General features: G+C 57.3%; 14 protein-coding genes and 1 pseudogene. 8 read left to right on the plus strand and 7 right to left on the minus strand.

Features of this window, described 5'->3' with window-relative positions; all coding sequences use genetic code 11:
* Positions 1 to 44 precede the first annotated feature (44 nt).
* The 5 genes from TAMC210_RS10395 (at position 45) to TAMC210_RS10415 (ending at position 5,010) form a co-directional block, all read left to right on the plus strand.
* Positions 45 to 410, plus strand: coding sequence for a hypothetical protein (locus tag TAMC210_RS10395; RefSeq protein WP_173298754.1), 366 nt, complete (start codon positions 45 to 47; stop codon positions 408 to 410).
* Between the two features lie 82 nt (positions 411 to 492).
* Positions 493 to 1,173, plus strand: a complete 681-nt coding sequence (locus TAMC210_RS10400) for a hypothetical protein (RefSeq protein ID WP_173298755.1) — start codon at positions 493 to 495, stop codon at positions 1,171 to 1,173.
* A gap of 71 nt (positions 1,174 to 1,244) precedes the next feature.
* A complete protein-coding gene (locus TAMC210_RS10405; protein WP_173298756.1) occupies positions 1,245 to 2,402 on the plus strand; it encodes a hypothetical protein in 1,158 nt (385 codons plus the stop codon).
* On the plus strand, positions 2,396 to 3,466 hold the full coding sequence (locus TAMC210_RS10410; protein WP_173298757.1) for an ABC transporter ATP-binding protein: 1,071 nt from the start codon (positions 2,396 to 2,398) through the stop codon (positions 3,464 to 3,466). The genes TAMC210_RS10405 and TAMC210_RS10410 overlap by 7 nt, the downstream gene beginning before the upstream one ends.
* A 95-nt stretch (positions 3,467 to 3,561) precedes the next feature.
* Positions 3,562 to 5,010, plus strand: a complete 1,449-nt coding sequence (locus TAMC210_RS10415) for an NAD-dependent succinate-semialdehyde dehydrogenase (RefSeq protein WP_173298758.1) — start codon at positions 3,562 to 3,564, stop codon at positions 5,008 to 5,010.
* A 137-nt stretch (positions 5,011 to 5,147) separates the two neighbouring features.
* Here TAMC210_RS10415 and TAMC210_RS10420 read toward each other — a convergent pair whose 3' ends face one another.
* Positions 5,148 to 5,297 (minus strand): hypothetical protein, encoded by a 150-nt coding sequence (locus TAMC210_RS10420; protein WP_173298759.1) that lies wholly within the window; start codon positions 5,295 to 5,297, stop codon positions 5,148 to 5,150.
* Positions 5,298 to 5,457: 160 nt separating this feature from the next.
* On the opposite strand from TAMC210_RS10420, the gene TAMC210_RS13675 reads away from it, so the two are divergent.
* From TAMC210_RS13675 to TAMC210_RS10430, 3 genes are read left to right on the plus strand one after another with little or no spacing between them, the layout of a single operon-like run.
* The gene (locus TAMC210_RS13675) at positions 5,458 to 5,592 is read left to right on the plus strand and encodes a hypothetical protein (protein ID WP_256366493.1); all 135 of its coding nucleotides are present in this window, start codon (positions 5,458 to 5,460) and stop codon (positions 5,590 to 5,592) included.
* A 20-nt stretch (positions 5,593 to 5,612) separates the two neighbouring features.
* Complete coding sequence (locus TAMC210_RS10425; protein WP_173298760.1) at positions 5,613 to 7,037, plus strand: hypothetical protein; 1,425 nt, start codon at positions 5,613 to 5,615, stop codon at positions 7,035 to 7,037.
* A gap of 26 nt (positions 7,038 to 7,063) precedes the next feature.
* A complete protein-coding gene (locus tag TAMC210_RS10430; protein WP_173298761.1) occupies positions 7,064 to 7,339 on the plus strand; it encodes an EscU/YscU/HrcU family type III secretion system export apparatus switch protein in 276 nt (91 codons plus the stop codon).
* Between the two features lie 583 nt (positions 7,340 to 7,922).
* Here the strand turns inward: TAMC210_RS10430 and TAMC210_RS10435 are convergent.
* The 6 genes and pseudogenes from TAMC210_RS10435 to miaA form a co-directional block, all read right to left on the minus strand.
* Positions 7,923 to 9,206, minus strand: coding sequence for an aminotransferase class I/II-fold pyridoxal phosphate-dependent enzyme (locus tag TAMC210_RS10435; RefSeq protein WP_217267358.1), 1,284 nt, complete (start codon positions 9,204 to 9,206; stop codon positions 7,923 to 7,925).
* 30 nt (positions 9,207 to 9,236) lie between these two features.
* Complete coding sequence (locus tag TAMC210_RS10440) at positions 9,237 to 10,253, minus strand: AAA family ATPase (RefSeq protein WP_277997711.1); 1,017 nt, start codon at positions 10,251 to 10,253, stop codon at positions 9,237 to 9,239.
* Positions 10,254 to 10,655: 402 nt separating this feature from the next.
* The gene (locus TAMC210_RS10445) at positions 10,656 to 11,048 is read right to left on the minus strand and encodes a DUF1540 domain-containing protein (protein ID WP_173298762.1); all 393 of its coding nucleotides are present in this window, start codon (positions 11,046 to 11,048) and stop codon (positions 10,656 to 10,658) included.
* 137 nt (positions 11,049 to 11,185) lie between these two features.
* A pseudogene (gene ltrA / locus TAMC210_RS10450) lies at positions 11,186 to 12,444 on the minus strand (group II intron reverse transcriptase/maturase).
* A 603-nt stretch (positions 12,445 to 13,047) separates the two neighbouring features.
* Positions 13,048 to 13,299 (minus strand): RNA chaperone Hfq, encoded by a 252-nt coding sequence (gene hfq, locus TAMC210_RS10455; protein WP_173298763.1) that lies wholly within the window; start codon positions 13,297 to 13,299, stop codon positions 13,048 to 13,050.
* A gap of 43 nt (positions 13,300 to 13,342) precedes the next feature.
* On the minus strand, positions 13,343 to 14,323 hold the full coding sequence (miaA, locus tag TAMC210_RS10460; RefSeq protein WP_173298764.1) for a tRNA (adenosine(37)-N6)-dimethylallyltransferase MiaA: 981 nt from the start codon (positions 14,321 to 14,323) through the stop codon (positions 13,343 to 13,345).
* Position 14,324 lies beyond the last annotated feature (1 nt).

Consider the following 14,324-nt stretch of genomic DNA (forward strand, 5'->3'; position numbering starts at 1 on the left):
GGAGCTCTTCCGCCCAATCCCCCGGGCCTACAACGGAAGTCAGGGTGGTCAAGTATGCCGCCGACAAGAAAACGGTCCTTGCGGAACGGACGGTCACTTACCGTTGGATGGAGGCCAACTTGCCGGTTTACGGGGATGGTAACACCCATTATTACCACCAAGGACCTGTTTTCGAGGGAGCCTGGCAGCAGGTTTATCCCGATAAACAATACAACCCCTGGGATCCGGAGGAAAAAGTCAATATCCAGAGCAGGGATTACGGAGCCGTAAAAGGGACCAATATTAAAGACCTGTGCGACCTGGTGGGCGGCATGTCCCCCGGTGATAAGGTTAGAATCAAAGCCGTCGACGGTTTTAGCCGGTGGTTCACTTATGAGAGCGTGTACCACCCGCCCGGAAGGGGCCATTGATTCTCTGCTGGTACAATGGCGCGGAGGGGCAGAGAGGGGAAGGGCGGGGGTTGGGCTACGTGCCCGACTACCATGAGGGGGGATGCGGTTAGTTTTCTTTGCCGCGGCAAACGCGCAAGGCTATCACTGCTTCTGCAACTGGGACATGCACGAGTGTCTTCCGGAAGAATCCTGGCACTTCTACCGCAGCGGCGGCAAGGAATATCCCTCCTCCAGCGGTCTTTCCGTGAAGTGGGTCAGTGAAATTGCCATCTACTCCCAGATATCACCCCCGGCCGAAGAGGCTGCCGGGCAAGCCCTTCCCGAAGCCGCGCCGGTTCAAGGGGCCGGTTCCGGGGAAGGCCGTTTTACTACTGACCCCGGGGTTCCCGCTCCGGAGGAGAGAAGGAATGGTGAGGGGAGCTCGCCCCCGGAAACCGAGGTGGGAACCGGTGGGCCGCGGGAGGAGTTAGCCACGGTGGGCATCTCCGTAGAACATATGCAGGTAGCCCCCCCAAGGGAGGTGGTACGCTTAATTAACAGCGGAACCGCGGAGTTGGAAGTATATTTGGCGGCCGACGAAAGGGAAAAGGGGCCGCCCGGGGAAGATAGCCCCCTGATTTATGTTAACGGTGGGCCCTATGACCCTTCCCGGGCCATTGGCCGGGTTCCGCCGGCGGGCGCATTAACGGTCGCCATTGAACTTAAGGGGCCTTATCCTGAAAACATGGCGGAGGAGGTGTGTTTTCTCTTCTGGGCCCGGCCCCTTCTGGATTTTCAGTAGCGTCCCACTTACAAGGCGAACAGAGACCTTGCCGTCCGCCGGTAAATTTCTTGTATGGAGGGTTTTGGAGAATGATCTTGAGAAGACTATCTCTACGGCCTTACCGGCTTTTGCCGGGCATCGCCCTTTCCCTTCTAATAATGGCCCTTTGGGGGCTCTGGCTAGCCCTTCCGGCTGCTGCGAGTGCGGCAACTACCTCCGTACGTATTGTCAAATATGCGGCCGATGGGAAAACCGTAGTGGCCGAGGAGGAAGTAGATTACCGTTGGATGGAAGAAAATCTCCAGGTGTACGGCGACGGAATAACCCATTACTATCATCAGGGACCGACCTTTGATGAGGGTAACCTGTGGGATCCCGCCGAAGAGGTAAATTTAAAGGATCAGGGCGCGGTTAAAGGGACGAATATCAAAGATCTTTGTGATCTCGTCGGGGGAATGGTTCCCGGAGAAACGGTGAGGATTCGAGCGACGGACGGTTTCTCCAAGGACTTCCCTTACGAGAACGTTTATAATCCCCGGCCGGAACAAGGGCCTCTAGTGCTTACCTGGTACTGCGACGGGAAATATATACCCGAATACGAGGATGGCATGAAATTGGTTTTCCTCGCCCAGACTCCCAATAACCAGGGGCAGTACGTCTTCGGGAGCGCCGATATGCAACAGTGCCTCCCGGAGCAGTACCGGCATTATTACGATATTTACCCCACGAGCAACGGTTACACGGTAAAGAACGTCAATGAAATAATAATTTTCGGCAAGGAAGAGCCGTTGGAAACGGGACCGGCCTGGGAATTGGAGTTGAGCGGGGCCCTAAACAAAAAGGTAAGCTGGGAGGAGTTGGCCGAGGGTGTAAGGTGTCAAGGGGTGGAGTACGAGGATGATAGCGGTACGTGGCGGGGAATACCCCTCTGGTACCTTATGGGCTACGTAGATGATACTAACGAACACGGTACGGGGGCCTTTAACGACAGGCTCGCCCAGGAGGGGTATTCCGTCACGCTCTTGGCCGGTGATGGCTATGCTGTAACCCCGGATTCTAAGACGGTAGCCCGCAACGACAACTACTTGGTGGCCTGTTACCTTAACGGCGCACCTCTACCGGAGACGGATGCCAAAGGAAAGCCCCTGGCACCCTTAAAACTGGTCGGCCCCGGCGTTAGCGGGGGGCAAAGAAGCGGTTTTCGTCCTGGTAAGGTTGGCGGCGGGAGGAACAAGTTCTCATGTTAAGAGTCACTGACCTGGAAGTACGGCTGCCCTCCTTTAGCCTTAGGAATATAAGCTTTCAGGTGGAGGAGGGAGAATTTTTCTTCATCCTGGGACCCTCGGGAGCCGGTAAAACCGTATTGTTGGAAGCCCTGGCCGGGTTACACAGACCTCGGCAGGGGAGGATTATCATGGAAGGAAGGGATATTACGTTTCTTCCTGCGGAAAAGCGACCCTTTTCCATTGTGTACCAGGATTTTACCCTTTTCCCTCACCTGACGGTAGAAGAGAATATCCGTTATCCCCTGCGCTTTCGCTGGCCGAACACCGGCTTTACTTGGCAGCAATGGGTGGAAGTGTTGGGAATAGGGTCGCTGCTGTCCCAATACCCCCATACTTTAAGCGGCGGTGAAAAGCAGCGTGTCGCCCTGGCGCGGGCTTTGGCAGCTTGCCCGCGCCTGCTCATGCTGGACGAACCCCTTGTCAACCTCCATCCGGCCCTGCGGGGCGAAATAGGGAAGGAGCTGAAGCGCCTAAACCGCGACTTCGGCCTCACGACAATCATGGTAACCCACGATTTTTCCGAGGTCTTCTCGTACGGGGAGCGGGTTGCAGTACTCATAGGAGGGCAAATGGTGCAAATCGGAACGCCCGAGGAGGTATTCAGGACGCCGGTCTCACCGGCAGTGGCCGGGTTCGTGGGATTGAACAATCTCATCCCCTTGGTGTGGCACGAGGGAAAGTGGCACATATTGGGCCGTCCTGTAGAGACAGATTATGGTTTTTCCCCTCGGGGCCTATTGGCCGGGGTGCGTCCGGAGGATGTGCGGGTAAGCCGTCAACCCCTTTTGCTTACTTATTCATGGCCGGGAGAGGTGAAGGGCCTGACCAACATGGGACCGGTATTCCGCCTGGAGGTAGAGGTAGACGGCTTTAAACTTGACGCAGATGTAGCCGGCTACCGGGTCCTGGAAGAAGGGCTAAGGGTTGGAGCAAAGGTCTACGCAGGGTTCGCGACCGAGCACCTTTGCTTCCTGCCGGGCGAACCGGAGGCACCCCATCCCAAACCGCCGGAAGGGGAGAGATAACCGGTACTTTAGACTTGCAGATGTAATTACATCTTGACATAAATACATAGGCGCGTTATGCTAATGTTAGCATAACCGGAAAGGAGAGGAACCTCATGCCGCAACACAACGCCTTCATGTTAATAAACGGCAAGATTATCTATGAAGGTTCCAGCCCATCGAGGAAGGAGATTATCAATCCGGCCACCTTGGAAGTCATCGGTAGCGTATCTGAAGCGGGAGACACCGAGATCCAGCTTGCCCTCAATGCCGCCGACAGGGCCTACCGGGAATGGTCCAGGCTAACTCCCGCTCGAAGGGGGGAAATGCTCCATCGGGCCGCTTCGGAAGTCAGGGCCAGGGTCGACAGCATAGCGCGGCTTTTGACTATGGAGCAGGGGAAGCCCCTGGCAGAAGCCCGCGGAGAAGTAACTTCGGCGGCCCAGGCCCTGGATTATTACGCAGAAGAGGCGCAACGTATTGTCGGAGAAGTATTGCCTACGAACAAGGATGACACGAGAAGCCTGGTGATAAGGCAGCCCCTCGGTGTAGTTGCCGCCTTTGTACCCTGGAATTATCCCGTGTTGTTAGCTGCCTGGAAAATTGCTCCTGCCCTGGCTGCCGGCAACTCCGTAATCGTTAAACCCGCCAGCAATACCCCTCTGGCTACCGGTGAATTCGTGCGCATCATCGACGAGTGTCTAGAGCCTAAGGGCGTCATAAATTTAGTTTTGGGCTCCGGTGCCCGGATCGGGCCCGCACTTATATCCAGCCCCGTGGTCCAGAAAGTAACCCTCACCGGCTCCACCGAAACGGGCAAACAGATCATGGGCCTGGCCGCTCCCTATCTCAAAAAGGTTTCCCTCGAACTGGGAGGAAACTGCCCCATTATCGTCTGTAGGGATGCCGACCTGGATGCCGCGGCACAGGGAACGGTCTACCGGTCATTCCGCAACATGGGGCAAGTCTGCAATGCCATCAACCGGGTATACGTGGACGAACGGGTCGCCGAGGCTTTTTGTGCCAGGGTGGTAGAAAAGGCGAGCAGACTAACCATCGGAGATGGTTTGCTGAACCCCGATGCTGATCTCGGACCCATGGCTACGGCAGAGGGATTAGAAAAGACCCGTGCGCACCTGGAAGATGCTGTAGCTAAGGGTGCTAAGGTGCTCTACGGCGGCCGGCGTCCGGAGAACGCCGGGCCGGGTTATTTCTTCATGCCGACGGTACTGGTTAACGTAAACCACCAAATGCGGGTTATGACCGAGGAAACCTTTGGCCCTCTGGCACCCATTATGACCTTTTCCGACCTGGAACAGGCGGTTGCCTTAGCCAACGATAGCCCCTATGGTCTTGTGGCTTACGTCTATACAGCCAGTCTCAAGACCGCCTTCTATTTGAGCGAACACCTCCAATTCGGCACCGTAGGGGTAAACAACGTTACCGGCGGAGAGGTGGCTTTTCCCTACGGCGGTTGGAAAGAGAGCGGGATGGGAGTAGAGTTATCGCACCACGGTTTAAATGAGTATCTGGCCTTAAAACATATCCGGCTAACCCTGTTATAGGGCTACTTTGTAGGGCGGCCCGGCCGGTTGAGGCGGTTTGCACTGGATAACCTCCGAAAAAAAGTGGATTATGTTTACGGCCAACCCCATTGCCCGCAGAGGGCAGATTGCCCTTCACGGAGGAAAAAGGAGGGGGCTTACCCCTGGGGCGAGGGCTGCTCCCTCCGGTGACCGAAGAAACGAGCCAACAGGGCTCCGTGAATCAACCCCATCGGGTAAGCCAACCATGCGAGCCAGCGCAGCCACGATCTCTCGCGCCTGCGCACAAACATACGAGCTCGGAGCATAGTTATCCCTCCTGTTTTTTTAGTTTCCGCCGTCGTAAATTTTTCTATACCGTTGTGCCTTACCAGTAATTGTTGCCCCGGTGCAGCTTTAAGAAACAAACCGGCTTGGCAAAATAAAATATAAAAAAAGTTCACCGGGCAAAAGGAGAATACAGGTAAAATGAAGAAGAGATTTAGATTAAGCCGCAACCGCCTCAACCAGGATAGGCGAGCCCAGGTTCACGCCCGCGAGCTCCATGTTATTCGCGGTAATCAAATCCTGGTTGATCCGGAAAGAGGGCCGGAAAACAAGTAGCAAGGGTGCAGAGATATCCTATGGATTTGATTTTGAGCGCCCCGGGGCAGGTTAGAGCTGGCGGGCAAGCTACCCTTGGCCTGCCCCCTTCCCGCCATAAAGGAGGGCTTCCTGCCTGGCGGGTGGGGCAGGTGATAGGGGGAAGGGTCCTGGCCCGGATATCGGCGAACAGTTACCTTCTGGTAGTGGAAGGCCAGGAGGTGCTGGCCCGCTCGGCCTTCTCCCTGGAGGCAGGGCAGTTCGTGGTAATGGAGGTACAAGAGTTCAGGGACAGCAGGTACATGGTGAGATTGCTCTCCCCGGGTCCGGAGCAAAAGGAAAAGGGCGAGGAAGCCATGAAATCCCTTCCCCACCAACTGGGCCTCAAGGACACTCCCGTGCACCGCGCTCTAATCCAGGCCTTTATCGCCCAGAAGTTGCCCCTGACTGCCGGGCGGATTAAAGAAGCCGCTCTTATGCTGGGTTTTCTCCAGGCCCGGGCCGGTGAAGTTCCCTCACCGGAGGAAATCGCCACCGTTTTACATGCCTTAAAGAGGGAACTCCCACCCAGGCCCGAAGTCCTCCAAGCCCTCCATGCTTTTGTGAACGCTGAAAAGGAAGGTCGCCAGGGGACCATGACCCGGCTAGTGAGCTTCCTTTTCTCGGCTTCTCCCGTCCTGGAAGAGTTCCTTACCGATGCACAAGGCAGATCCCTGTGGCTCCAGCTTAAGGCCGCAGCGAAGGCCCTGGTGCTCAGGCCCCATGAGGGGCCGGCCGGGGTGGCGGAGCAGCTGCGCAGCCTCCTGGGCGCCCAGCTGCCGCGGGCCGAACCGTCCCACGGGTACGAGGAAGGGATAGGGAAGGGGTTTGAAGGTCGCCGGTACGGAGAAGTATCTCCACCGGGAAGGGATTTACCCACCAGGTTGAGACAGTTTATCCGCCATTTGGATCAATATGAAGCTACGGGCGAAAAGCCGGCCTTTTTGGCCTCCATCAAGGAAGAAGGGCATGGCCTCGCAAGGCAGCTTTGGGGCCAGTATCTCTGGCAAACGGGCAAGGGGGAAGGGGAGGCTTACCTCTATTTTAGCCTGCCTGTCCTGCTGGATGGGCAAATCCTGAAGTGGGGAGAGCTCCTTATAAAAAAAGATCGGGGATCCACCGTCGTCATCGATCCCCAGGACTTTACAGTAACTATCCTGCTACATACCCGCCATTTAGGGACCCTCAGCCTGGAAATAAGAGTCCGGAAGTCCGAAGTCACGGTGCAGGGAAAAGTGGAATATGCCTGGGTGGGTCGGCTCCTGGACAGCTCCTGGTCTACCCTGGAGGAAGCCCTGGAGGGTCTGGGCTACCGCCTCCACAAGGCCACCTGGGCGGTATGCCGGGTCACCTCTATATTTAACCCCCAAGGGACGCCGGGTTCGGGTACAGCGCCCGGAGTAATTTCAGTAGACGTTAAGGTCTGAAATTGAACTTTCCGTGGAGGCTAGGGATGAAACAGGAGGACAAAGTAAAAAAGGCCGTGGCCCTGCGGTACGAAGAAAATGAAGACCCGGCTCCCCAGGTAGTAGCCTCGGGCAGGGGGCCGGTGGCCGAGCGGATTATCGAAACCGCCCAAAAATCGGGGGTCCCTATCCACCGGGATCCGGATCTGGCGGAAATGCTTTCCACCTTAGACATCGGCACCCAGATCCCCCCAGAGCTGTACCAGGTCGTTGCCGAGGTACTGGTCTTCATTTATTCCCTGGACCAGAAGGCCCCAAAATGAAACCGGGCGGCTCTGGCCTCCCCGCCGCAGGGGAGCCCGGGGGAGAACCCTAACAAGGTTTACATAAAGCGTTTCCCGCGCGAAGAAGCCTAGCGCCTTAAGCCACCTTCGAATCACCATCCCGGACATCAAATCGCATCGACGCAGCTTCCGGCTTAGCCGCCGGCCGTCGCCCGCCATATACCGAACAATCCTCAGGGGCCCGGTTCTAAAGTTGACCCTCAGGGATAAGTCCTCAATGCCAGGGATACGCGGAGGGGGTCTCCGCGTCAACGCCCCCAGGGCTCGGAAAGCAGCGCTTATCGCATCCTCGGCCCTAGGGGTGCCTATTTATGCTAGGGACCGAGGCCCGAGGGATTGCGGACCTTTAGCAGGTTCTATGGTAATTTATATTCAGGTGATAATAAATACGTCCCGGCTGTTAGCCGACGGCCAAGGGGCCATCAGGCGCCCGGCGCCGGCGTTCCTATTGAAAGAGCCCTTTCGTGCCGGCACTCCTTTGGTTGCCTTACTTATATCTCTCATCTGGTTAACATAATCATTATTATCGGAAGTTGTTTATTATCTCATAAAGTATCCTTTCCTAAATACCCTGTTCCTCTTCTATTTCCCCGGCGGCCAAAAGAAGGGCTACTCGGGTGTAGGCCAGGGATATCCCGCCCTGGAGGAAGACTCTATAAGGCGGTCTTAAGGGCGCATCGGCGGTCAATTCCAGAGAAGCCCCCTGTACGAAGGTACCGCCGGCCATGATGACTTCCCCGGTATAACCCGGCAGAGGGGCCGGTTCGGGCATAACCTGGGCCTCTACCGGGCTGCCGCGCTGCAGCCCCCGGCAAAAGGCCATAAGGACTTCCGGCCGGCCCAGAGTGATGGTTTGTACAATATCGTGCCTTTCTTCCCACGGCATGGGATCTACGGGGTAGCCCAATTTGTGGAAAAATGCAGCCGCCAAAATGGCGCCCTTTAAGGCCTCCCTCACCACCAGGGGTGCCTGGAATAATCCCTGATAAAAGATCCTCTTTCCGGTAAAGGCCCCCAGTTCTCGGCCCAATCCCGGAGCCGTCAAATAGGCCGCAACTTCTTCGACCAGCCCTTCCTTCCCCACGATATAGCCCCCGCCCGGCGCCAGGGTGCCCCCTGGGTTCTTAATGAGGGACCCGGCCGTCAAGTCCGCTCCTACCTCGCAGGGTTCCCGGTCCTCCACCATTTCACCGTAGCAGTTGTCTACCAGGCAAAGGGTGTAGGGGTAAGCACCTTTCACCGTTTCAATTATCTCCCCAATAGCCGCCACCCCCAGGGAGGACCGGTCTTGGTAGCCCCGGGAGCGCTGAATGAGGCACAGGCGGGGCTTAAGCCGGGCCACCTCCCGCGCGATGGCGGGCAAGTCCGGCCCTTCGGGCGCCGGATCCACTTGGGCATAGCGGATGCCCCTGTCGGAGAGGCGGCTCCTCACCGGCGGTCCCAGGCCGATGACCGTAGAGAGGGTATCGTACGGCCTGCCGTAGGCGGCCAGGACGGTATCCCCCGACCCCAGGAGGGCCTGCAGGCAGAGGCTTAAAGCATGGGTACCGGATACAATCTGGGGTCTCACCAGGGCCGCCTCTCCGCCGAAGATCCGGGCATAGAGCTGCTCGAGGGCTTCCCGGCCTACGTCACCATAACCGTATCCGGTAGAATCTTGAAAATGAAACTCATTTATCCCTAAATCCTGAAAGGCCTTTAAGACCTTTAAATGGACCCGGGCGTTCACGGCTTCCACCCGGTCAAAGTAGCCCCCCTCCCGGCACTCTTCCTCAGCCTCGGCAAGTTTCTCTACCAGCCAGGGGGAAATGGAAAAATAATTCTGGATAATACTGGTAAATGTCAAGGACGTTTTGACCCCCCCCTAACTTTCACCTTACGAGGGATCATTATAGCAGATGTGGCAGGGTTCTTGTAGGTTTGCCCCTACGGGCCGCAGGTTGCTTCTGGGCTGCCTGTTGCCGCCCAGGCCCACCAGATCTTCCCTAGTTATGGCCATGAGGTCCTCTCTGGTGAGGACGGCCCTCCCCATAAGTCTTACGGCCTGGCGGCGAACGGCTTTTTCGACGAGATTACGGGCCAACCGGGCGTTACCGTTGTAGCGGTGGCCGAATACTGCTTCCCGGCGAAGGATCCGCTCCAATTCAGACCTGGCCTCCGGAGTTAGAAAATACTGGCGTTCCTTTAACATCAATTCGGCAATGCTTAGGAGTTCGTCTACGGAATAGTCGGGAAATTCCAGATGAATGGCAAAGCGCGAGCGCAGCCCGGGATTGGTTTCCAGAAAATACTCCATTTCTTCTTTGTACCCGGCTAAAATCAGAATAAGGTTATCCCGGTGATCCTCCATCCCCTTTACCAGGACGTCGATGGCCTCGCGTCCGAAATCCTTCTCCCCTCCCCTGGCCAGGGAATAGGCCTCATCTATAAAAAGTATTCCTCCCACGGCCTTGCGCAGCTGCTCCCTGGTCTTATGAGCCGTGTGCCCGATGTACTCCCCCACCAGGTCGGCCCGCTCAACCTCCACCAAATGCCCATGGGTGAGCAATCCCAACTCCTTGAAAAGACGGCCCAGGAGGCGGGCGACGGTGCTCTTTCCGGTGCCGGGATTGCCTTTGAAGATCATGTGGAGGCTCATGGGCGAAACCACCAGCCCTTCCGCCTGGCGCCTTTTCTGTATCTCCACATATGCGCGTATTTCCTTTACTAGTTCCTTAACGTTAGCCAGTCCGATGAGTTTGTCTAGATCCTTCAAAAGGGCCTCGACTCTCCCCGGCCCGGCCTCCTTTACCGCGCCCAACCTTTCTTTACGGGCCGTAGGGACGTTCTTTTTCCCTGCCGATCTCCCCGGGCTCGCAACCTTGCCGGAACCGAAGCCGATTTTAATCTGCAACCCCCTTCACCCCGCCCTCGGCTGCCTTTCCTAAGAAATTATATGCTCCCGGACCGCGCCGCTAACGGGGTTCCGCCATCCCAGTAGCAGGCAATCGAGCTATCTCTATTGTTAGCCGGGATGTTCTCTACGCCGGTACGGGACAGCTTGGGGCAGGTCGTGGGCAAGATTGGGCCCCAGGGAGGACGGAATGGGGGCCGGAGTACCGGCTAATGCCGGGGTATGAAGGCAAAAGGCTTTGGCAAGAGGCTGCGGGAGTCCCCAGAGGGCTGGTTAATCACTCCGGTCTGCGAAGCCTATCGGGGAAGGCGAAGTACGCATTCCTTTCCCCAAACCCGCCATTAACCGGAGGTAGTTCCGGCCTGGAGGGAAAAACCCCGTTTCGGGAGATGCTTTGCCACCTCAGGGGGCGGCCTTAGGCCGGAAGGTGTAGCAATTAGTGTCCTGGCATTCGTCAGCATTGGCGCCCACCACGTCGATCTCCGGCGCCCTACACCGGTTGCCTTCCACCCAGTACTCACAACTGCTCACGGTGCAGGTTACGGAGGGATACACCTGGCTCCCCGGCAGCAAAGTGCTGGTTATCCAGCCTCCCCAGTTTACATTGTCCAGGGAACCCAGGGTGTTGGCGACGCCCCGCCGCTGGTAAAAGGTCTTACACTGGGTGTGCTCGGCAATGTGGGACATCTTACCCTCTTCTTCGTGGGTAATATCGATATTATTGGCATTGCACTGATTTCCCTTTAACCAGTGGACGCAAGTATTCACGGTGCATTTCACTTTCGGACCGTCCATTTCGCTCCTCCTTTTCGGGTGGCTTTAGCTCTAGTGTTATACGCCTTACCTGCCTTTATACCAAATCGAGTAGGAGGGGGCGGCTAGCCCCCGTCCTCTCACACCACCGGACATGCGGGTCCGCATCCGGCGGTTCATCAAGCTTGACGAAGACAAGAATAGCGGTCGGTTAAGCTCATGAGGCCCTGGGACTGCCAATAGGCATTGCCCAGGGCTCTATTCATTGGCCCATGGGCCATCCGCCATGGCCCTTTGCGAGCATTGGCAAATTGATGTACTACCCACTCTGGTAGCCCCAGTGCACGCAGTTCGCGGTATCTTGTCCGTACTCGCTTCCACTGCTTCCAGAGACACATGCGTAGCCTCCTCCGCATCCAGCCTTCTATCTCCTCAAAGACGCTGGGCGTTTCGGCCAGGGCAAAGTATCCTATCCACCCGCCCAAGTAGGCGTTGAGACGCTCTATACGCTCGGCCATACTCACGGGTTTATTCCGGGCAGTTATCTCCCGAATTTTCCCTTTCACCCGCTCGATGGTCTGAGGCGCCAGGCGGATAAGAATTTCTCCTGTCTTGCGTTTGTGCATGCTGAACCCCAGGAATTTCAGTTTCCACGGTCGGTCTACCGCGCTCTTTTGCTCATTAATCTTGAGCTTCAACCGCTCCTGCAGGAAGTTGCGGATACTTGCCATGACCCTTTCTCCCGCTCGTTTGCTTTTGACGTAGATGTTGCAGTCGTCGGCGTAACGGACGAATTTGTGGCCCCTCTTTTCCAGTTCTTTGTCCAGGTCGTCCAGGAGGATGTTGGCCAGTAACGGGCTTAAAGGTCCACCCTGCGGCGTCCCTTCTGCCGTCTCTATGACTATTCCGTTTACCATGACGCCTGCCTGGAGATAACGGCGGATAAGGATGAGTACCCTCTTATCCGTTACTTTTCGGGCCACTCGGGCCATGAGTATGTCGTGGTTTACCCGGTCGAAGTATTTCTCGATGTCCAGGTCCACAGCCCATTCGTATCCTTCTTCTACGTACTGCCGCGCCTTCTTTACCGCGTCGTGGGCTCTCCTTCCGGGTCGAAACCCGAAACTGCCTTCTGAAAACTGCGGTTCGAAGATGGGCGTCAATACCTGCAGGAGGGCCTGCTGGATCAGGCGGTCCATCACTGTGGGTATCCCCAGCTTCCGTTTGCCTCCCCCGGGTTTCGGGATTTCGACCCGGCGCACGGGCTTTGGTCTGTAGGTTCCCGCGAGCAGTTCTCCCCGGATGCGCGGCCTTGTCAAACGCGTATTTGGTCCCGCAACCCTTCGGCCGGGATGCCGTCCACGCCGGGCGCGCCTCCGTTCCGCTCTACCCGCTTTAACGCGGCCAGCATGTTGCTCCTTTCCACCACCTGCTCCATCAGGCCGCTACCTTGGCCTCCGCGAGGTGACGTTCCGCTTTGTGCCGGAGAAGAACTCGGCCCTCCCGCGGTCCCCCGTGGCTTCACCACTTCCTCCCGCGGACAGGCCCCTTGCGGGGTTTTCTGCTGTCTTCGTCCTTCTCGCGAACGCATCGGTTTCACCTCTGACTTGATGTTCGGGCCTTCCCCTGGTGTTCATGACCCCCTGGGTACTATGCCCTCTGCTGACTCCTGCCGGTTCAGCCGTGCCTTCCGACACGGGTTGCCAGCTTTCCCTGGCTTATCCGGCAGGCCTCCCCGGGTAAGAGCGTTAACCTTCGCCCCGCGCCCGCCCCATCTACTCTACCGCCCCTTGGCAGCCTGGGATTTCGCTGTGTGTTGCCAGCTCATCCGAACGGTCTAGCCTCCTATGGGGTTCTTGTTCATCGGGCCGTGGCTTTGCCTCCGGCTTCCTTCGAATCCTACCTCGCGGTAGGCACCCTTGCCTTTGGCTAGCAGACTGTGCTGCCTCGCCTGCAGCGGACTTTCACCACCAAGTTAACGCCCATGCCGGGCGCACAATAAAAGGAGCCCCGATTTTAGGGGCTCCACCTCGCGTTGTTGCTACTCGTTTTTATTCTCTGCCTTGTTTTCGGCGGCCAGACTCACCGGCCGGTGGGGCATAACCGTGGAAATGGCGTGCTTATATACCATTTGCTGCTTGCCTTCAGAATCTAGCAGGACGGTGAAATTATCGAAACCCCGCACCACTCCTCTAAGCTGAAATCCGTTCACCAGGTAAATGGTGACGGGTACGTTGTCTTTCCGGATTTGGTTGAGGAAGACATCCTGTAAGTTTCCTTGTCCCTTGCTCATCTTGTCCCCTCCAGCCTGGCATTATTTGTTTTTTTAGTATACCCTATTCTACACAGATATCCAATTGTCCTGCCATCCACCGGCTTATGGCGTCAGAAATTTCCTCCCTGTTGTCGGGCGTAACTTCCCACCATACTATCCGGGGATCCCGCCTGAACCACGTCCACTGCCTCTTAGCGTACCGTCGGGTGTTGCGCTTCAAAAGGGAAACGGCCTCGGCGAAGGTCAGATGCCCCTGGAGGTAAAGGGCCATCTCCTTGTAACCCAGTATCTGCAGGGCTGGCGTTTGGAGGTCATATCCCTTGCGGAGAAGGTCCCGCACCTCCTCCACTAGGCCGGCCGCAATCATCTCATCCACCCGCCGGTTAATTCGTTCGTAGAGAACTTCCCTTTCCATGGTCAAACCAGCCAGGGCCAGCCGGTAGGGAGAGCCGGACCACCTGCCCTTCCAGGTGGCGGAAATGGGCTCCCCGGTCAAAAGGTACACCTCCAGGGCCCGGATGATGCGGCGCCGGTCATGGGGGTGTATGCGGGCCGCCGCTACGGGGTCTACCTCCTTTAGCCACCGGTAGAGGTGTTCGTTGCCGTAGCTCTCGGCCTCCCCTTGCAAACGCGCGCGCAAATCGCTATCCCGGGCCCCGGGAGCAAAAAAATAAGGGTCCACCACTGCCTGAAAATAGAGGCCCGTCCCCCCTACCAGCAGGGGCAGGTGTCCCCGGTCGTGAATGCCGGCGATGGCTTCACGGGCCAGCCGCTGGTATTCGGCTACGCTGAAGGATTGATGGGGTTCAACAACATCCAAGAGGTGATGGGGGATGGGTTTGCCCGACCTGCTCACCCGCTGGTGGGGAAGGAGCTTAGCCGTTCCGATGTCGAGCCCCCGGTACACCTGGGCCGAATCCGCCGAGACAATCTCCCCCTCCAGGCGGGCAGCCACCTCCAGGGCAATTTCCGACTTTCCCACCGCCGTGGGACCTACAAGGGCCCCGAGGGGAGGCTTGGAGGACGAGGAGTTAGCCCCCAAG

The sequence above is a fragment of the Thermanaeromonas sp. C210 genome (assembly GCF_013167955.1).
In the GTDB taxonomy this organism is placed as follows: domain Bacteria; phylum Bacillota; class DSM-521; order Neomoorellales; family Neomoorellaceae; genus UBA12545.